Annotated in this window: 22 protein-coding genes and 1 riboswitch; of the genes, 16 read left to right on the forward strand and 6 right to left on the reverse strand. The window is 40.4% G+C overall.

Annotated elements, in window-relative coordinates:
• The first annotated feature begins 7 nt into the window (after positions 1–7).
• Complete coding sequence (locus NRI27_RS06265; RefSeq protein ID WP_371389956.1) at positions 8–1,276, forward strand: methionine gamma-lyase family protein; 1,269 nt, start codon at positions 8–10, stop codon at positions 1,274–1,276.
• A gap of 50 nt (positions 1,277–1,326) precedes the next feature.
• Here NRI27_RS06265 and lexA read toward each other — a convergent pair whose 3' ends face one another.
• A complete protein-coding gene (gene lexA / locus NRI27_RS06270) occupies positions 1,327–1,947 on the reverse strand; it encodes a transcriptional repressor LexA (RefSeq protein ID WP_317941584.1) in 621 nt (206 codons plus the stop codon).
• Positions 1,948–2,150: 203 nt separating this feature from the next.
• Here lexA and yneA point away from each other — a divergent pair, with 203 nt between their 5' ends.
• The 6 genes from yneA (at position 2,151) to NRI27_RS06300 (ending at position 6,602) form a co-directional block, all read left to right on the forward strand.
• Positions 2,151–2,456 carry a cell division suppressor protein YneA gene (gene yneA / locus NRI27_RS06275; RefSeq protein ID WP_371389957.1) on the forward strand — a complete coding sequence of 102 codons (306 nt, stop codon included), beginning with the start codon at positions 2,151–2,153 and terminating at the stop codon, positions 2,454–2,456.
• Complete coding sequence (locus tag NRI27_RS06280) at positions 2,456–3,121, forward strand: YneB family resolvase-like protein (RefSeq protein ID WP_371389958.1); 666 nt, start codon at positions 2,456–2,458, stop codon at positions 3,119–3,121. Before yneA ends, NRI27_RS06280 begins: the two co-directional genes overlap by 1 nt.
• Positions 3,122–3,293: 172 nt before the next feature.
• Positions 3,294–3,527, forward strand: a complete 234-nt coding sequence (locus tag NRI27_RS06285; RefSeq protein WP_317941581.1) for a DUF896 domain-containing protein — start codon at positions 3,294–3,296, stop codon at positions 3,525–3,527.
• Positions 3,528–3,635: 108 nt separating this feature from the next.
• Positions 3,636–5,639, forward strand: a complete 2,004-nt coding sequence (tkt, locus tag NRI27_RS06290) for a transketolase (protein ID WP_371389959.1) — start codon at positions 3,636–3,638, stop codon at positions 5,637–5,639.
• A 158-nt stretch (positions 5,640–5,797) separates the two neighbouring features.
• The gene (sirA, locus tag NRI27_RS06295; protein WP_317941579.1) at positions 5,798–6,244 is read left to right on the forward strand and encodes a sporulation inhibitor of replication protein SirA; all 447 of its coding nucleotides are present in this window, start codon (positions 5,798–5,800) and stop codon (positions 6,242–6,244) included.
• A gap of 118 nt (positions 6,245–6,362) precedes the next feature.
• Positions 6,363–6,602 (forward strand): YneF family protein, encoded by a 240-nt coding sequence (locus NRI27_RS06300; protein ID WP_317941578.1) that lies wholly within the window; start codon positions 6,363–6,365, stop codon positions 6,600–6,602.
• A gap of 347 nt (positions 6,603–6,949) precedes the next feature.
• On the opposite strand, the gene NRI27_RS06305 is transcribed toward NRI27_RS06300, so the two are convergent.
• Entirely contained in the window at positions 6,950–7,879 is a 930-nt protein-coding gene (locus NRI27_RS06305; RefSeq protein WP_317941577.1) for an alpha/beta hydrolase, read from the reverse strand.
• A gap of 6 nt (positions 7,880–7,885) precedes the next feature.
• Complete coding sequence (locus tag NRI27_RS06310; protein WP_371389960.1) at positions 7,886–8,797, reverse strand: hydroxymethylglutaryl-CoA lyase; 912 nt, start codon at positions 8,795–8,797, stop codon at positions 7,886–7,888.
• Positions 8,798–8,902: 105 nt separating this feature from the next.
• Here NRI27_RS06310 and NRI27_RS06315 point away from each other — a divergent pair, with 105 nt between their 5' ends.
• The 4 genes from NRI27_RS06315 to NRI27_RS06330 all read left to right on the forward strand — a co-directional run bounded on the left by NRI27_RS06315 (position 8,903) and on the right by NRI27_RS06330 (position 11,426).
• The gene (locus tag NRI27_RS06315) at positions 8,903–10,087 is read left to right on the forward strand and encodes an acetyl-CoA C-acetyltransferase (RefSeq protein WP_371389961.1); all 1,185 of its coding nucleotides are present in this window, start codon (positions 8,903–8,905) and stop codon (positions 10,085–10,087) included.
• A 17-nt stretch (positions 10,088–10,104) separates the two neighbouring features.
• Positions 10,105–10,356: a YqkE family protein gene (locus NRI27_RS06320; RefSeq protein WP_371389962.1), complete on the forward strand. Its 252-nt coding sequence runs from the start codon at positions 10,105–10,107 to the stop codon at positions 10,354–10,356.
• 164 nt (positions 10,357–10,520) lie between these two features.
• Positions 10,521–11,039 (forward strand): YhcN/YlaJ family sporulation lipoprotein, encoded by a 519-nt coding sequence (locus NRI27_RS06325; protein WP_371389963.1) that lies wholly within the window; start codon positions 10,521–10,523, stop codon positions 11,037–11,039.
• Positions 11,040–11,267: 228 nt separating this feature from the next.
• Positions 11,268–11,426, forward strand: coding sequence for an aspartyl-phosphate phosphatase Spo0E family protein (locus NRI27_RS06330; protein ID WP_317941572.1), 159 nt, complete (start codon positions 11,268–11,270; stop codon positions 11,424–11,426).
• Between the two features lie 56 nt (positions 11,427–11,482).
• Here NRI27_RS06330 and NRI27_RS06335 read toward each other — a convergent pair whose 3' ends face one another.
• Entirely contained in the window at positions 11,483–12,577 is a 1,095-nt protein-coding gene (locus NRI27_RS06335) for a branched-chain amino acid aminotransferase (RefSeq protein ID WP_371389964.1), read from the reverse strand.
• A 190-nt stretch (positions 12,578–12,767) separates the two neighbouring features.
• Here NRI27_RS06335 and NRI27_RS06340 point away from each other — a divergent pair, with 190 nt between their 5' ends.
• The 3 genes from NRI27_RS06340 (at position 12,768) to NRI27_RS06350 (ending at position 15,970) form a co-directional block, all read left to right on the forward strand.
• On the forward strand, positions 12,768–13,901 hold the full coding sequence (locus NRI27_RS06340; RefSeq protein WP_371389965.1) for an NAD(P)/FAD-dependent oxidoreductase: 1,134 nt from the start codon (positions 12,768–12,770) through the stop codon (positions 13,899–13,901).
• Between the two features lie 66 nt (positions 13,902–13,967).
• Positions 13,968–15,065, forward strand: a complete 1,098-nt coding sequence (locus tag NRI27_RS06345; protein ID WP_371389966.1) for a PfkB family carbohydrate kinase — start codon at positions 13,968–13,970, stop codon at positions 15,063–15,065.
• Positions 15,062–15,970, forward strand: coding sequence for a pseudouridine-5'-phosphate glycosidase (locus tag NRI27_RS06350; RefSeq protein WP_371389967.1), 909 nt, complete (start codon positions 15,062–15,064; stop codon positions 15,968–15,970). Before NRI27_RS06345 ends, NRI27_RS06350 begins: the two co-directional genes overlap by 4 nt.
• Positions 15,971–16,062: 92 nt before the next feature.
• Here NRI27_RS06350 and NRI27_RS06355 read toward each other — a convergent pair whose 3' ends face one another.
• Positions 16,063–16,344, reverse strand: a complete 282-nt coding sequence (locus NRI27_RS06355) for a general stress protein (RefSeq protein WP_317941567.1) — start codon at positions 16,342–16,344, stop codon at positions 16,063–16,065.
• Positions 16,345–16,563: 219 nt separating this feature from the next.
• A riboswitch (purine riboswitch) is annotated at positions 16,564–16,665 on the forward strand.
• Between the two features lie 140 nt (positions 16,666–16,805).
• Here NRI27_RS06355 and NRI27_RS06360 point away from each other — a divergent pair.
• Together NRI27_RS06360 and NRI27_RS06365 are read left to right on the forward strand one after the other, a co-directional pair.
• The gene (locus NRI27_RS06360) at positions 16,806–17,393 is read left to right on the forward strand and encodes a xanthine phosphoribosyltransferase (protein WP_317941566.1); all 588 of its coding nucleotides are present in this window, start codon (positions 16,806–16,808) and stop codon (positions 17,391–17,393) included.
• Positions 17,390–18,682, forward strand: a complete 1,293-nt coding sequence (locus NRI27_RS06365) for a nucleobase:cation symporter-2 family protein (RefSeq protein WP_371389968.1) — start codon at positions 17,390–17,392, stop codon at positions 18,680–18,682. The genes NRI27_RS06360 and NRI27_RS06365 overlap by 4 nt, the downstream gene beginning before the upstream one ends.
• Positions 18,683–18,786: 104 nt before the next feature.
• Here the strand turns inward: NRI27_RS06365 and NRI27_RS06370 are convergent, their stop codons facing one another.
• Entirely contained in the window at positions 18,787–19,056 is a 270-nt protein-coding gene (locus tag NRI27_RS06370) for a hypothetical protein (protein WP_371389969.1), read from the reverse strand.
• Between the last annotated feature and the right edge of the window lie 84 nt (positions 19,057–19,140).

Genomic DNA, 19,140 nt, shown 5'->3' on the forward strand with positions numbered 1-19,140 from the left:
ATCAATTATGTTAATTGAGCAATTTACTGAAGAAATCGAAGACCGAGCGGAGAAGACTGAAGAGAACATCCAAATCTATTTTAAAGCTGCCGAGAAAGTGGCTTTCCATAACCAACGTAAAGTGTTAGCGGCATTTAGAAAAAATCGCGTCAGTGACTTTCATTTAACGGGTTCGACCGGATACGGGTATGATGACGATGGACGGGATGTGCTGGAACAGGTGTATGCAGATGTCTTTGGCGCAGCGGCATGCCTTGTTCGAAATCAAATTATTTCTGGTACACATGCAATTTCATTAAGCCTATTTGGAGTACTTCGCCCAGGTGATGAATTACTCTATATCACAGGCAAGCCTTATGACACATTAGACTCTATCGTGTCAGGGGGAGATGAAGATACAGGTTCTCTTTCCGATTACGGCATTACTTATCAACATGTACCATTGACTGAAAATGGTTCCGTTAATTTTGAAGAAGTGAAAAAAGCGATTCATGCATCTACAAAAATGATTGGCATTCAACGATCAAAAGGCTATGCAGACCGTCCATCGTTCAGCATTGCTGAAATTAAGGAAATGATTGCTTTTGTAAAAGGAATTCGCGAAGATTTAATCGTTTTCGTTGATAATTGTTATGGGGAATTTGTGGAGAAGCAGGAACCGGTTGAAGTAGGAGCCGATTTGATGGCTGGTTCACTGATAAAAAACCCTGGCGGAGGGCTTGCGAGAACTGGTGGTTATATTGCAGGTCGGGCAGACTTAGTGAAGAAATGTGCGTACCGGATGACTTCTCCTGGAATTGGTGCGGAAGCGGGTGCGTCACTTGATACTTTATTAGAAATGTATCAAGGTTTCTTCTTAGCACCTCATGTCGTGAGTCAGTCGGTGAAAGGTGCGTTATTTACAGCAGCTTTTCTAGAAAGTTATGGATTTGATACGACACCACATGTCTCCAATCCGCGAACAGACCTCATTCAATCTGTCAATTTCGCAACCGCTGAACAAATGATCGCTTTTTGTAAAACGATTCAAGAAAACTCGCCGATCAATGCGCATTATTCGCCAGAACCTTCATACATGCCTGGCTATAGAGATGATGTCATTATGGCTGCTGGGACGTTTATACAAGGATCCAGCATCGAACTGACGGCTGATGGCCCGATTCGACCGCCTTATACAGCTTATATTCAAGGTGGTTTAACATATGAACATGTAAAAGCGGCAGTTATGTCTTCCATGCAAAAATTACTACTCGATCAGATGATTCAACCAAAATAATAGAAAAGAGGATGTCCACTGTCGGTAGCGACTCGGACATCCTCTTTTTATTAATGAATTTGACGATAGACGCCCACAACTTTTCCGAGTATGGAAACGTGATTGACGATGATTGGTTCCATCGATTCATTTTCAGGCTGTAAGCGGAAGTAATCCTTTTCTTTAAAAAACCGTTTGACTGTCGCTTCATCTTCTTCTGTCATAGCGACGACAATTTCACCATTCGTTGCAGTATGTTGCTGTTTTACAACAACGTAGTCTCCATTTAAGATCCCAGCTTCAATCATACTGTCTCCAACAATTTCAAGCATGAACAAATTATCATCAGAGGCACCATATGTATCAGGTAAAGGGAAATATTCTTCAATATTTTCAATCGCAGTGATGGGAAGACCGGCAGTAACTTTTCCGACAAGTGGAACATGTAGGACTCCGCCTTTCATCGAATCAAGTCCCTCAGGATCCAATATTTCAATTGCTCGCGGTTTTGTAGGGTCTCTACGAATATAGCCTTTGCTTTCCAATCTTGCTAAATGTCCATGGACAGTTGAACTAGAAGCTAATCCGACAGCCTCTCCGATCTCCCGCACGGAAGGAGGATATCCTTTCGATTTCACTTCATCTTTAATGAAATCCAAAATATCCTGTTGCCTTTTCGACATTTTTTTCATCTTTCCACCCCTCCATTTTTACGTAAAAAAGAATGTACTCTTGTACGAACAGAAATTCGTAACCAATGTTATTTCTTATCATAAGTATAACAGGTGTTCGGATGTTTAGCAAACAAAGGTTCGAAAGATTTGTTGACATGCGAAAAAACCTGTCCTATAATGGGAACAAGTATTCCGAACAAACATTCTTGGAGGGGTTAAATGTGACGCTAGTTAAAAAATACGGCTACATACTTTCAATTATCTTACTAAGTTCGACATTCACTTTATTCTTTGTTTTAAAAGAAACACAAGAGAGTACAATTGTTGAAGTAGAAGTTGTGCAAGGGGACACGCTATGGGGATTGGCACAAAAACATAGACCGAACGAAAAGCCAGACAAGTGGATTAAAGAAGTGATGAATTTAAATAATATGCATTCTACTTTGATAAAAAGCGGAGATACGCTAAAATTACCAGGAACGATACAGTCTACGGACGACAATCTAACGGAGTTGGCAGGTGAATAATGTTGACATCTCAATTGAAGACTTGTGTCCTTTATTGCAGAGTAAGTACTGAAAAAGATTCACAAGAAGCTTCATTGGCTAGACAAGAAGAGGAACTTCAACAACTTGCTAAGAAGATGAACCTACAAGTAGTCCATGTTTTTAAAGAAAAGCATAGTGGTTTTGATATGGATCGTGAAGGATTATTGGATTTACTAGACTGTATCCGAAATGAGGCTATCGATACGCTTTTAGTACAAGATGAAACAAGGCTTGGTAGGGGAAATGCAAGAGTTGCAATTTTACATCTTCTTATGAAAATGAATACGACTGTCATTACAAACCATGATAGTGGTCCAATGAAATTAAACGAGATGGATCACATGCTACTTGAGATTTTAGCGATTGTTGAAGAATACCAACGAAAGCTTCATAACGCTAAAATACGTAGAGGCATGAAACGTGCTGTGCGTGATGGTTATCGGCCAGAAGATAATTTAAAAAACAAAGGGAATGTAGAAGGGCGAGAGCGAATTGACGTTCCTTTGACAGAAATTGTGTCCTTACGCAAGAAAGGACTCACTTTTGAAGAGATTGCTGGTGTATTACGAGGACTTGGCCACAACGTGAGCAAAGCGACTGTACATAGACGATATAAAGAATATGAAGTTGAGCAGGAAGGCTGATAAAATGCACTTCCTGCTTATTTTGATTACTAAACAATGAAGAGTGTTCTGCTTCTAAAAGTGTGCATAGTAGTGCTAAAATAAGAAACGGTGGAGAAAAATAAAGAACATGGTCATTGTTAACCTGCAATTAGCTGTAGGTACACATAAGATAAAGGATAGGAGGAATTCAATGTTATCACCAGATAAGATTCAACGAATTAACGAGTTGTCCAAAAAGTCAAAAACAGTTGGATTGACATTGGAAGAAGCGAAAGAACAAACACAACTTCGGAAAGAATACTTGGAAACGTTTCGTACTTCAATGCGAGAAACAATCGAAAATGTGAAAGTTATTGATCCAGAAGGTAATGATGTTACACCTGAAAAAGTGAAAGAAGCCCGTAATCCTAAATATCTGCAGTGAGCAGATGACGATGACGGATTGTAATTCACTTCTAAATTGACTACACTATAGTAGGAAATAGAAACAGGCTTCTAACAAAAGATACAGTACGGGAAAGGATGTTTTTGAATGACCGAAACTATCGATCAACTTGCTATTAACACGATTCGAACACTCTCCATTGATGCAATCGAGAAAGCGAATTCTGGCCACCCTGGATTACCGATGGGTGCTGCTCCGATGGCTTACACGCTATGGACAAAACATATGCACCATAACCCTTCAAATCCGGATTGGTTCAACCGTGATCGCTTTGTCTTATCTGCAGGTCATGGTTCCATGTTGCTTTATAGCTTATTGCATTTAAGCGGATATGGATTGCCAATGGAGGAGTTGAAGAACTTCAGACAATGGGATTCCAAAACGCCTGGCCACCCTGAATATGGCCATACAGTAGGTGTAGAAGCGACGACCGGTCCACTTGGGCAAGGTATTGGAATGGCTGTAGGAATGGCAATGGCAGAAAAGCATCTGTCAGCTGTCTACAATCGACCTGGCTTCAACGTTGTTGACCATTACACATATGCACTATGTGGCGATGGTGATTTAATGGAAGGTGTAGCTGCTGAAGCAATTTCGTTAGCTGGTCACCTCCAACTGAATAAACTAATTGTCTTATATGACAGTAATGATATTTCGCTTGACGGCGACTTAGAAATGTCCTTCACTGAAAATATTAAAAAGCGCTTTGAATCTTACGACTGGAATTATATTCGTGTAGAAGATGGCAATGCTATCGACAGCGTCTCAAAAGCAATAGAAGCGGCCAAAGGAAATACAGGTGGCCCAACGTTAATTGAAGTGAAAACGGTTATTGGCTATGGTTCGCCGAACAAGTCAGGCAAAGCGGATGTTCATGGTGCGCCACTTGGTGAAGATGAAATGAAGCTTACAAAAGAATATTACAAGTGGACGTATGAGGAAGATTTTTCAGTTCCTGAAGGCGTATATGAAACATTTAAACAAGCGACAGATGAATTAGGTGTTAAAAAAGAACAACAATGGAACGAGCTGTTTGCGAAATATGAAAGCGAACATGCGGATCTTGCAGAACAATTAAAAACAGCGATTTCCGGTGACATGCCTGCTTCGCTTTTAGAAGCAATGCCTGTGTATGAAGAAGGAACATCCCATGCGACACGTTCTGCTTCAGGAGATGCAATTAATGCAATTGCAAAAGTCGTTCCTTCATTCTTTGGTGGAAGTGCGGACTTGGCTGGCTCTAACAAGACAACGATTAAAGGCGCAGGCGACTTCTTGGCAAACGATTACAGCGGGCGTAATATTTGGTTCGGTGTACGCGAATTTGCAATGGGAACTGCACTAAACGGTATGGCGTTACACGGTGGTTTACATGTATTCGGCGGTACGTTCTTTGTATTTAGTGATTACGTGAGACCAGCAATTAGACTGTCTGCATTGATGGGCTTGCCTGTAACGTATGTATTTACACATGATAGTGTTGCAGTAGGAGAAGATGGGCCAACACATGAACCGGTTGAGCACCTTTCTTCGTTACGATCTATGCCAGGGTTGACAGTTATTCGTCCAGCAGATGGAAATGAAACGTCAGCAGCTTGGCATCACGCAGTTACGTCAAAAAATCGTCCGACTGTTCTCGTGCTATCACGTCAAAACTTGGACATTCTCCCTGCGACAAAGGAGCAAGCTAAGGAAGGCGTCAAACGTGGAGCGTATACTGTTTCACCTGCAGAGAAAGCAGTAGCGGATGCAATTTTAATTGCAACTGGTTCTGAAGTGAATCTAGCGGTTGCAGCACAGCAACAATTACGTTCTGAAGGAATTGACGTTGCAGTCGTCTCAATGCCTTCATGGGATTTGTTTGAACAACAAGACAGTGCGTATAAGGAAGCTGTCCTTCCGAAAGCTGTTAAAAAACGGTTGTCCATTGAGATGGGAGCTTCTCTTGGATGGCACAAATACGTGGGTGATGAAGGCGATGTCCTAGCAATCGACACATTTGGTGCAAGTGCACCGGGTAATAAAGTCATTGCAGAGTACGGATTCACAGAAGAAAATGTTGTCGCAAAAGTAAAAGCTTTGTTCAACTAAATGTAGAGCACGTTGGTTACTTACGTTAACCAGCGTGCTTTTTACAATTGTAAATATTGTTATAAATGTTCCGACAATAATAGTGCTATTCTTTAGCGTAATCTGACAAACTTTTTACAAATCCTGCGGTACACTAAGTAAAAAAGGAGGGGACGGTCATGAGAACGTATGATATCTATAAAGTAAAGAAGAGATACCAATCATTCATTTTAGGAAGAGAAGGTCTTCTTTATGACTTGTTAAAAGATTATGCTCCAAAGGAACCTCTACAAGAAGTGCAATACTTGTGTGATGAAATCGAAGAAGCAGCGATTGACCAAGCGATCCTCAGGAATCTTGGTAAAAGCTTTACGACAGTTGAAAGTGACGATGGGGAATATCGACTATCGCATCCAATGAAAGGATCCATCCATATTTCTCTTACACCCTACTCCCTACAAGCGTATTGTAACGGTTCGAGAATGTTGGACTTGGATTTGTTCGTCGCATTATCAGGGACGGATGATCGATTCTTTGCTGTGATGGACGAGCATGGGGAATGGGGATGGCTCAAGCCAATTAAATACGAACAGCATGTCGGAAACGAGAAGGCATTGCTTTTTTAAAAGATTCAAGCTTTAGTAAGAAAATTGTTGCCAGACATTGCTATGTACCACTCCTTTGTTGTATAATCCATCATGGTAGAGTAAACCTGATTTAGGGAAGTGAAGGAGGTAATAGCGGATGTTAAGCACGACTTGGGTAATCCTTATTGCAGTCGTCGCATTAATAGCTGGTGTGGCCCTCGGATTTTTCATCGCACGTCAATACATGATGAAATATTTGAAAGATAACCCGCCAATTAATGAGCAAATGTTACGTATGATGATGATGCAAATGGGACAAAAACCTTCACAAAAGAAGATTAACCAAATGATGGCACAAATGAACAAAATGCAAGATAAGCCGGATAAAAAGAAGTAATTGGACAAGTAGCAAAGGTTGAGTTAACGCAGTTTGTGAGCGTTACAACAAAATGCTCACTAATTGTTCGTATACATTATTTCCTGTCACAATGGTGTACAGGTCAATCATTCTTCCGAAAATCACATTTTGTGCTTAATCTTTCTTTATGCATACAAACTAACCACTTTTCCTGGTGAAGATAAACCGGAGAGGTGGTTTTTTGTTGGAATTTGAAGATGTTAGAAGACAATGGAATCGTAAACAGAATGACGATTTCAAATGGAATCGTTTATGTACACTAAGCAATAAAGCAAAAAAGACCTTTTTCCTTGCCGTTCATTGAAAAAGAGGTCTTTTTGCGTGTATTATGTCGAAGTAAATCCGAATTTGTGTAAAAATCGTGAAATTTCTAGTTCATATTCATCTGGATTCTCATTGAAAGATTTGGCATGAACGCCTTTTGGAAATAGTTTCATCATTTTGTTATCCTTTTTCAACGAGTATAATTCCTTCGTCATTTCAGGTAATATGAAATCATCCTCCAAACTATGGATGAATAACATCGGTTTTGAGATATTTCCGATCGCTTCTCGAGGGGATACTAAACTTGTCGTATAGCCATCCCTGATTCGTAAAAATAAGTTTGCTATTCGTAACGTCATTGATGAACGTAGTGGGGTACTTGTTCGTAAAATGTGAAGAATCTGCTCAGTAAAATCGGAGAACGGGCAATCGACAATGTAAAAATCAGCTTCGTCTCCATACGTTCCACCATAAAGGATTGTCGTTGCAGCTCCCATGGATTCCCCGTGGATACCAAGCAATGCACGTTTACCGATTCTTTCTCGAATTGCTGCGACGACAGCATGCAAATCGATTTTTTCATAGAAGCCGAAGCTTGTCGTCTTTCCTCCTGAGTCCCCATGTCGCCTATGGTCATATACAACCGAGTTAAAGCCAAGTCTTTCAAACAACCGTGCATACTTAATGGAGTTAATTTTATTTTCCGTTACACCATGGCATATGATTACAGTTCTAGTCGTTTCAAGCGGCTGTAAAAAGACGGCACGTAACGGATAACCATTTGGCGAATCGACCCAAAAATCTTCTTTACGGACAGTTTCATACCAATGTTCATCAAAGCGTTTTGCACCAATTTCTCTTTTGAGAATAACATCTGGATCTTTAATTTTCATAAACATGAGGCGGCTCGTTGCAATGAATGCAATGATTGTCAATAGTGCCGTATAAATGCTTCCAATGATTCCAGTAATATATAGGAAGCGGCGTTTCAATCCACTTCAACTCCTTTGACATTTCTTGTTCTTGTACAATTTGTACATTCCTGTTTCAATTGGTTGTGAAACATGTTTTTCAATACATTCCACTGCTTCACAAATTTTCTCAATGTCTACACCCGTTTGGATGCCTAATCTGTCCAACATATTAACAACGTCTTCAGTTGCTACATTTCCAGTTGCTCCAGGCGCAAATGGACAACCACCGAGTCCGCCGGCTGAAGTATCGAATCGGTCAATTCCAGCTTGCAATGCAGCAAAAATATTCGCTAAAGCCATTTTTCGTGTGTCATGGAAGTGAGCGGTCAGCAATGTAGTGGGGAATTGCTCTTTGAGTGTAGTAAACAAAGTATAGCTCTCAAGTGGATTGGCCATGCCGATTGTATCTGCTACGCTCAGCTCATCAACACCCATTTTGACAAATTGCTCACATACTGCCAACACATCATCTTGATCCATTTTCCCTTCGTATGGACAATAGAAAGCAGTTGAAATGCAAGCCCTTACAAATATTTGTTCACGCTTTAATTTAGCAATGACCGGTTCTAAGGAATCCATACTTTCTTTCGTCGAGCGATTAATATTTTTTTTGTTAAATGAATTACTGACACCTACAAACACTGCAATACTGTCTACATGAGCCTCTCTTGCTAACGTTGCCCCTTTTTCGTTCGGTGCTAATACAAATTGACGACCTATCTTCCTCGTTTTCGCTACAATTTGAGCGGCATCTGCCATTTGTGGCACCCATTTCGGGGATACAAAGGAAGTGATCTCCATTTCTTTAATGCCTGCCTCTTGCAGTAAATGGATAAATTCAATTTTATCATTCTCAGCTACAAGATTATGATTGTTTTGCAATCCATCTCGAGGTCCTACCTCGATAATTGTCACGGACTTTGGTAAAATAAACATGTCATCCCCTCCTACTACTATTGTACTGAAGGGGAGAGATAAAGGGAAATAATGTAGAAAGTATTGGTAGAGTAAGAATGAAAAAATGATATGGGGGAGAGTTTAATGTCAAACGATGTCGTAATTGTAAGCGCTGTCCGAACAGCGATCGGTTCGTTTTTAGGTTCATTAAAAAATGTGTCAGCAGTCGAGTTAGGGAGTATAGTGATTAAAGAAGCGCTGAACCGTGCCGGTGTGCAAGGTGAAGATGTTGATGAAGTGATCATGGGGAATGTTTTACAAGCTGGGCTCGGACAAAATCCAGCTCGTCAATCAGCCATTCAAGCAGGATTACCGGAAACAGTTCCGGCAATGACCATTAATAAAGTATGTGGGTCTGGCCTCAAAGCAGTTCATTTAGCTCGTCAAGCAATCCTAGCAGGTGATGCGGATATTATCGTTGCTGGCGGTATGGAGAATATGAGCCAAGCACCCTTTTTAATGCAACATGCTCGTGAAGGATTTAAGATGGGGGACCAAAAGATTGTTGACAGTATGATTTCCGATGGATTGTGGTGTGCATTTAATGATTATCATATGGGGATTACAGCTGAGAATCTTTGTGACCGATATTCTTTAACACGAGAAGAGCAGGATGCGTTTGCTGCTCAATCACAACAGAAAGCTGCAGCGGCGATTGAAAATGGCATTTTTAAAGAGGAAATCGTACCTGTTGAAATTCCCCAACGTAAAGGCGAACCAATCATTTTTGATACAGATGAATATGTAAAAGGAAATACGACAACCGAAAAATTAGGTAAACTACGTCCTGCCTTTAAAAAAGATGGCAGTGTAACAGCCGGGAATGCTTCGGGTATTAATGACGGTGCTGCTGCGTTCGTAATCATGTCAAAAAGCAAAGCGGATGAATTAGGGCTACAACCACTTGCTGTCATTGCAGCAAATGCAAATGCAGGGGTCGATCCCTCTGTTATGGGCATTGGACCGGTACAAGCTGTCAAAAATGTCTTAGTAAAAGCGAACTTGTCGCTTCAAGAGATTGATTTAATTGAAGCAAATGAAGCTTTTGCTGCACAGTCACTTGCTGTCGATAAGGAATTACAGTTCGATCAATCTAAGTTGAACGTAAACGGCGGAGCAATTGCATTAGGTCATCCAATAGGTGCAAGTGGAGCAAGAATTCTGGTGACATTGATTCATGAGATGCATCGCCGAAATGCAAAAACTGGATTAGCAACATTATGCATAGGTGGAGGGCAAGGTGTTGCGACAATCGTCCGACAACCTTAAAGAAAGAGGATAACGATATGGCGAAACGAAAAACAACTCCAAAAGTCAAAGCACGACCACAAGAGTCAGACCAAGCAACTCTGATGGATGCTCTTGATGAGACATTGGTAAAGCGGTTAAAAGCTACGAAAAAAGAACTCGTAGCTGAACAAGAAGCGAAAGAACTTGAGCTACAAGCACAGCGAACGAGAGAACGCAAGGAACGGGAAAAGAACAAAAGCTTTGCTGAATTATTGGATGAGTATGGCGATAGTGGATCTAAATATTAAATGGCTACATCAATCGGATGGGGAAACCTATCCGATTTTTTGCGCGTATTTTCCTTTTCCGCATATACTATAAAACCTCCTTGTATTGGTACTTTTTTTAGTGTATAGACCAAGATGATCTGCACATCCTACTCATGAAAAAAATGATAAGGAGTGTAGGATTTATGAAAAAATTACTGATGTTGCCACTTACATTGTTCATGCTTTTCAGTTTAGCTGCTTGTGGTGGGGGAACGGACAATACGAATGACGGAAACACAACAGATACAACAAACAATATGGACGGCAATATGGATGACCAAAACGGTACAGATGAGTCTGCAGTAGAAAACGGTGACTCTGTCGCTTCAGACAAAAAAATTGAAGTTGCTGATGATGCAGCGGATAAGATTTCAGAGTTGGACGAAGTGGATACGGCTAATGTATTAGTGACGAATGAAAATGCTTATATTGGTGTCGTTCTTAAAGAAGGTACAACAGATAATGAGGCATTAGAGGGGAAAATTGCAGATGCCGCCCGCAGTGCCAATGCAGAGTTTAAAAACGTCTATATTTCTTTTAATCCAGATTATGCGAAACAATTGACCGACTATGGTGATCGTGTCCGAGCAGGTGATCCTGTTGAAGGGTTCTTTGATGAATTTACAGACAGCATTGAAAGAATGTTCCCAGATGCAAAATAGTATTCCCCACATTATTTTTAAAAGATGTGGTTTATAAATAGATGGAATGGGGTATATAAATTATGTATCCCCATTCTCTTTATTTGTGACAAAGTTATGACATTTAGTTAACAAAGTGAAAATGAACCAAAATACGACATTTTTTTCACGAAACAACGAGTAAGATAGGGAAAGGTGAAAAAAAGCGTAAGATTTGTGATAAAAAAATTGATGGAGGAATAGGTAAAGATGAAATTGGTTAGCAAACAGTTGTTGTCCCTACAAATTTATATTAAGCGGTCCAAGATGATTAAAAAAGCACAAGATCAAGGATTCACACATCCAGAGACAATCGCATATAGCCAACAACTAGACACTTTACTAAATCGATATCAAAATATAGCATGAAAAAAGACATACCTGTTATGGTATGTCTTTTTTCATGCTTTTCGATGTTGTTTGTTTTAAGCAAGTTTGGCTAATTCGTTATTCAGTTGAAGTATCCATCCAAACGGATCTTCTTCTTTGCCTGTCTGGATATTTGTCAGCGTATTAAACAGTTGTCGAGCTAATGGACCTGTTTCATTGTGATTGACGACCATTTTATAACCATCCCAATTCAGCTCGCCGACTGGTGATATGACAGCTGCCGTACCGGTACCAAACACTTCTTCCAATGTGCCGTTATCATACGCATCTCGTATTTCATCCATGGAAATTTGCCTTTCAGCAACTGGGATGTTCCAATGGCGGAGAAGGTGTAAAATCGACTTTCGCGTAATGCCTTCCAGAATACTTCCGTTAATCGCAGGTGTTACGACTTCACCGTTGATCTTAAAGAAAATGTTCATGCTACCGACTTCTTCAACATATTTCTTCTCAACGCCATCTAACCATAGTACTTGAGCGTAGCCTTTTTGATCGGCAACTTCTTGCGCTTTCAAACCAGCTGCATAATTTCCAGCTGTTTTTGCTCCGCCTGTTCCCCCTTTAACGGCTCTGACAAATTCATTTTCAACTAAGATTTTTACAGGATGTATCCCTTCTTTATAGTAAGAGCCCACTGGAGATAGGATAATGTAGAACTGGTATTTCTTAGCGGGGGAAACACCAAGGAAAGCTTCGTTTGCAATGACGAATGGCCGGATATACAAAGAGGTTCCTTCTACTGTTGGAATCCAATCTTTCTCAATTTGGATAAGTTGTGTTAATGCATTCAATGCCAAGTCTTCATCAATTCGAGGCATACATAAACGATCCAACGACAGATTCATGCGTTTCATGTTCTCTTCCGGACGGAATAGACGGACAGTCCCATTTGGGGATTTGTACGCTTTTAAACCTTCAAATACTGTTTGACCATAGTGGAAAACGATTGAAGCTGGATCTAGGGAAACGGGAGCATACGGCACGATGCGATGGCTATGCCAGCCTTTTCCTTCGTCATAGTCAGCGACAAACATATGATCAGTGAAATTTCTACCAAAGATGAGGGTTTCAGGATTCGGTTTTTCTTTTCGGTTGTCTGTAAGTTTAATCTGGATGGGTAAGCTTTTCATACTGATCAAATCTCCTTAGTTAATAATCGGTATAACGATATTATCGAATAGAATAATTATACTGCTTTTTTAGAAAAAAGAAAGACATAAAATTATTTTATTATTATTACCATTTTGAAAACGCTTACACGGATAGCGTTTGTTTGTGAAACGTATGCCTTGTACAATAGATGAAAACAATAGGAATTAGGTGTTTAAATTGAAGGAAGTTTTAGTTATCGGTGGCGGTATTTTAGGCGCATCTGCTGCTTATCATTTAGCAAGAGCTGGTGTGGACGTACGTATAATTGATCGAGAGGATGAAGGTCAAGCAACTGATGCAGCGGCAGGAATCATTTGTCCTTGGTTATCCCAACGAAGAAATAAAGCATGGTATACACTTGCAAAAGCTGGAGCTGCTTATTATGGAGAGTTGATTGCACAATTGACTGAAGATGGTGAAACTGAAACGGGCTACCGAAAAGTTGGGGCATTGAGTATACATACGGATACGGATAAGCTGGAAAAAATGGAAAAACGAGCACGAGATCGCAAGGTTGCAGCGCCCGAAATTGGAGCGATTCACCAATTGACAAAAGAGGAGACAAATCAGTTGTTCCCACCGTTGGCAAACACATTTGCATCTGTTCATGTGGAAGGTGCAGCGCGTGTGGATGGACGAGCACTGCGACTTGCATTGTTAAAAGGCGCGCAGAAACACGGCGCGCACTTTGTTAAAGGACATGCAGACGTAATACTGAAAGACGGAAAGGCAGTTGGAGTACTTGTAAATGGTGAACGTCTTGAAGCTTCAACAATTATTGTTGCGACAGGTGCTTGGGCTTCAACTTTTTTAGCACCTTTAGGCTTCAATCTCCAAGTGACAAGCCAAAAGGCACAAATTGCTCATGTGAGGCTAGAACAAACTGATACGAACAATTGGCCAGTTGTTATGCCACCGAACAATCAATACATGCTCACCTTTGAAGGAGGTAAGATTGTCGTCGGTTCGACCCATGAAGAAGCAATCGATTTTTCAGTTCGTCCGACAATTTCAGGGATGCATGAAATAATGGATAAAGCGCTGGCGATTGCACCTGGAATTGGAGATGCGTTTTTCGAAGAAGTTCGTGTAGGCTACAGACCCTTCACGCCAGGCTTCCTACCCGTTATCGGATATGTACCGAAGCACGATAATATCTTATTTGCCAATGGGTTAGGTGCTTCAGGTTTAACGGTTGGCCCTTTTCTCGGCAAACAGTTAAGTCAAATCGTCTTAGGTGAAGAGTTGGCTATCGATTTAGCGGATTATCGTGTAGAGGAGACGTTCGGTGTGGACGTGTAAATAATATACTTGCTTTTCTTGTAACAAAAGTTTATACTACAAACAAATGTTTAAAGGGTGATGGCATTGAATGAAAAAGAGCTTGCTGTGCTCGATCTAATTCGTAAAAATCCATATGTATCACAACAAGAGATGGCTGATATCCTTCAAATTCCGCGTCCGACTATCGCCAATATCATTTCTTCTTTGACAAGAAAAGGTAAGATTTTCGGAAGGGCTTATGTGCTTGCGGATGAAAAAGAAGTGATTTGCATCGGGGGGGCGAATATTGACCGTAAATTCCATTTAGACGGACAGACACAACTTGGGACATCCAACCCTGCTTCTATGACCGTGTCAGTCGGAGGGGTTGCTCGGAATGTTGCAGAAAACCTAGGTCGTCTCGATCATCAAGTTCGTTTATTATCTGTAGCAGGTAATGATAATGATTGGGAAAAAATTATGCAAGAGTGTGGAAACTTTATGGATGTCACAGATGTTGGCCTACTCTATGGTCATTCTACCGGTTCCTATTCTGCTGTCATCGATCCTGAAGGCGAACTCGTTATTGCGATGGCGAATATGGCCGTTTACGACCAACTAACACCCGAGTATATAGAAAGCAAAATGAAGTTATTTGCGAATGCTTCGATGCTCGTCATTGATTTGAATTGTCCAAAAGACACAGTAAAAGCAGTGAAAAACATTGCACAGATGAATCAGATTCCATTGACAATCGTACCTGTATCTTCGCCAAAGATGAATCGTATGCCCGAAGATTTAACAGGTGTAACTTGGTTCATTTGCAATAAAGATGAAGCTGAAGCGTATACAGGCTTAACGATCCAAAGTGATACTGATTGGCGGAACGTTGTCATTAAGTTGCTTGAATACGGTGCAGAAAATGTAGTCGTAACACGCGGTTCATTAGGAGTTATGGCAGGGTCAATAAATGACGAGCCGGTTTATTACAAAGCGTTTGAAAGCAGTCAGATAGAAGATGTGACTGGAGCAGGAGATGCATTTGTATCTGGTCTCATTCATGGCTATTTGACTGAATCTACTTTAGAAGAAAGTGTGCAAATGGGTTTAATAAATGCATCAAAAACACTTGAATGCCCAACTACCGTTAGACCCGACTTAACTAAACAGCAGTTACTAACAGACTTGGAGGAGTACAAATGAAAAACTATCTATCTTATTCAGCAGAAGTACAAGAAGCTATGGCGACAGGGAAGCCGATTGTTGCATTGGAATCGACGATTATTTCACACGGTATGCCTTACCCGCAAAATGTAAAGACTGCAAGGGAAGTAGAGCAAATCATCCGTGACAACGGTGCAGTACCTGCAACGATTGCCCTCATTGATGGTGAGATTAAAATTGGTTTGTCAGATGACGAATTAGAAATGTTCGGGAATAGTCAAGGGGTTGCCAAAGCTTCGAGAAGAGACTTAGGTTATTTGCTCGCGACGAAACAACTAGGAGCAACAACAGTTGCGGCTACAATGATTTGTGCTGACTTAGCTGGTATCCGTATTTTTGTGACGGGCGGAATCGGTGGTGTCCACCGTGGGGCAGAAACAACAATGGATATTTCAGCGGATTTGGAAGAGTTAGCACAAACGGATGTCGCTGTCATTTGTGCAGGTGCTAAATCTATTCTCGATATCGGCTTAACTTTGGAATATTTAGAAACAAAAGGTGTTCCAGTCGTTGGATATGGCACGGACGTACTACCTGCTTTCTATACGCGCGAGAGTGAGTTCGGCGTCAATTTCAAAGCGGATAATCCTGAAACGATTGCTGAGATGCTTCGTGTGAAGTGGGATCTAGGTCTTCGTGGTGGAGCTGTTATTGCAAACCCGATTCCTGAGAAGGATGCATTGCAAAAAGAATTTATTGATGCAATTATTCAAAATGCATTAAAAGAAGCAAACGAACTAAAAATCGCAGGAAAAGATGTTACGCCATTCATGTTAGGAAAAGTAAAAGAGATGACAGAAGGCAAAAGTTTAGATGCTAATATTGCGCTCGTCAAACATAATGCTGTCATTGGCGCACAAATTGCAGTTGCGTTTATGAACTAAATATGAAAGATAAAAGCGGAGTGAAGTTAGATTCACTCCGCTTTATAAATATCGACTGTTAACTTGTATTCATCATCCTTACAACGAGGTCGTCAGTCGTTGTTTCTTTGTTGGGCTCGAGCCTCTCCGCCTTTGCGACCGATTTCTTCATAGAAGTTTTTATCGTGGTTTTTGGCAGTTGCTTCGCCGCCTTTGCGACCAATTTTTTCGTAAAAACCACTATCATGCTTTCTTGCAGTCGCTTCGCCACCTTTACGACCAATATTTTCATAAAAGGTGCGATCATGCTTTTTGGCTGTTGCTTGACCTCCTTTGCGACCTGCTTCAGCTAAAGACATTTTTTTACGTTCGTTCGTGTTTGATGTATTAACCATAACAAGTAATCTCCTTTCTATATAAATAAAATTGTTTCATTCTTTCTATATCCACTCGAATCCATTTATAAACAGTTATTTACGTAAATTAATTGCCTTGAAATAGATGTCATCGGTTTGAAATATAAAGGATAAAGAAGTGGATGACTAAGAAAATTCCGTCACTATTTTTCTTTTGAAAAAAATGTTGTAACCTGTCGAAACCGTGATATAATGAGTACCTAATCAACTCAATATACTCATATAATCGCAAGGATATGGCTTGCAAGTATCTACCGACCTACCGTAAACAGGTTGACTATGAGAAGCAAAGAAAGTGGAATACTTGCCCTAGCAAGTGATTCTTCACTTCATCATTCGTTGTTTTAATCCTGAATGACATTGCTCCGCTCATAATTGACTGGATGCAAGTTGTTGAGGATTTTTTGTTTTTAATGTATGAAAACAGAGGAGGAGTTACAGTGAAGGAATTACATGAAAAAATTATACAAGATGGAAAAGTTTTATCAAATGATGTGTTAAAAGTGGATGCTTTCTTAAATCATCAAATAGATCCCCCGTTAATGCAGGCAATCGGAGAGGAATTTGCTGCACGGTTTAAAGAAGATGGTATTACAAAAATCCTTACAATTGAATCTTCAGGAATTGCTCCTGCAATGATGACGGGTTTGATAATAGGAACTCCGGTTGTTTTTGCTAGAAAAAAGAAGTCCCTTACAATGAGTGATCATCTGTTTACATCCAGTGTTCATTCCTTTACAAAAAAGGAGACAAATGAAATATCAGTTTCAAAGGATTTCCTTCAAAAAGGTGACAAAGTATTGTTAATGGATGACTTTCTTGCGAACGGACAAGCAGTGTTAGGTCTTCTAGATATAATAGAACAAGCTGAAGCAGAGTTAGTCGGTGTAGGGATTGTCATAGAAAAAGGGTTCCAGCCAGGTGGCGCAATGATTCGTGAAAAAGGAATTCGTGTTGAGTCTCTAGCAATTATCCAATCACTAGAAGATGGGAAAGTGACATTTGCTAACGGAGAGTCTAACGAATGAAAACCGTCGTCTTAGGTTTCCAACACTTACTTGCAATGTATGCTGGAGCTGTTTTAGTCCCTTTAATCGTCGGGCAGGCAATTGGTTTAACTCCAACGCAGTTAACATATCTCGTATCAATTGACATTTTAATGTGTGGGGTTGCAACAATTTTACAAATCATGCGTAATCGATTTTTCGGTATTGGTTTACCGGTAGTTCTCGGTTGTACGTTTACAGCGGTAGGGCCAATGATTTCCATTGGTGATAAGTTTGGGATATCTGCCATTTATGGTGCAGTTATTGCATCAGGGATAATCATCGTTATAATCAGTACATTTTTTGGAAAGCTCATTAAGTTCTTTCCACCTGTCGTTACAGGTTCTGTCGTGACAATCATTGGGATTACATTAATACCGGTCGCATTGACAAATATGGGTGGCGGTCAAGGCGCAGCAGATTTTGGGTCTAACACAAATATTTTGCTAGGATTCGGCACGCTGCTCTGTATTATCTTGTTGTACAGGTTTTCAGAAGGGTTTATTCGCTCGATCTCAATCTTGCTAGGCATGGCAGCAGGAACAATCACTGCAATCGTGTTAGGCGTCGTCGATTTTAGTGCTGTGCATGAAGCTTCTACGCTTCATATGGTTACACCATTCTATCTAGGTACACCGACATTCCATTTTTATCCAATATTGACGATGACGCTGGTGGCAATGGTATCGCTCGTTGAATCGACAGGTGTGTATTTTGCCTTAGGAGATATTTGTGATAAAGACATTAAAAAGAAGGACTTGGAGAGAGGCTACCGCTCTGAAGGGCTTGCATCTTTCATCGGTGGGCTATTTAATGCATTTCCCTATACGACATTTTCTCAAAACGTTGGACTTACTCAAATGTCTGGTGTGAAATCACGTAAAGTTATTTTAGTAACTGCAATTATGTTAATTGCACTTGGATTCATGCCGAAAGTTGCGGCATTAGCAACAGTCATTCCTACTTCAGTTCTCGGTGGAGCGATGGTAGCGATGTTTGGAATGGTTGTAGCGCAAGGGATAAAAATGTTGAGTAAAGTAGTCGTGGAATCTCAAGAAAACGCAATGATTATTGCTTGTTCTGTCGGTTTAGGATTAGGTGTTTCCGTTGTACCAGATATTTTTGCAAATTTACCTGTAAACTTTCAAATTCTAACGAGTAATGGAATTGTTGCAGGAAGCTTAACGGCAATCGCATTGAATATTATTTTTAATATGCTGCCTTCTAAGAAACGGAAAGAAGCGGTACAATTAACAGAGCAAGAAGTGTAAGTCATTCGTTCAACTTTTTATAGAACGTATAAAACCGAGTGATGCCATGTACCATGGCATCACTCGGTTTCTTAATTAGTTCTCTTTTATAAACTGCTAGTACATTATTTACTATCATCAGTCTCTGAATCAGTATCTGTTTCAGTATCCGTTCCAGTGTCAGTGTCAGTGTCCGTTTCTGAGTCAGTACCATCTTCCATATCTAAATTAACATCAGTGTCTGAACCATCATCTACTTCGCCATCTGCTGGTGGTGTATTTACATCTACATCCGTATCATCTTCGCCATCTCCACAAGCTGCAAGTAATCCGACAGATAGAAATGCTGCTGCTCCAAGTTTCAACCATTTTTTATCCTCTGTAAGTAATTTCATTAAAATCTCCTCCGAAATTTGTAATTTTTATTCTTGCTTAGTAGTTAGATACCCTTTAAGCGATACTCTAATCATTACAATTTT

This window comes from Sporosarcina sp. OR05 (assembly GCF_041414805.1).
GTDB classification, from domain to species: Bacteria; Bacillota; Bacilli; order Bacillales_A; family Planococcaceae; genus Sporosarcina; species Sporosarcina saromensis.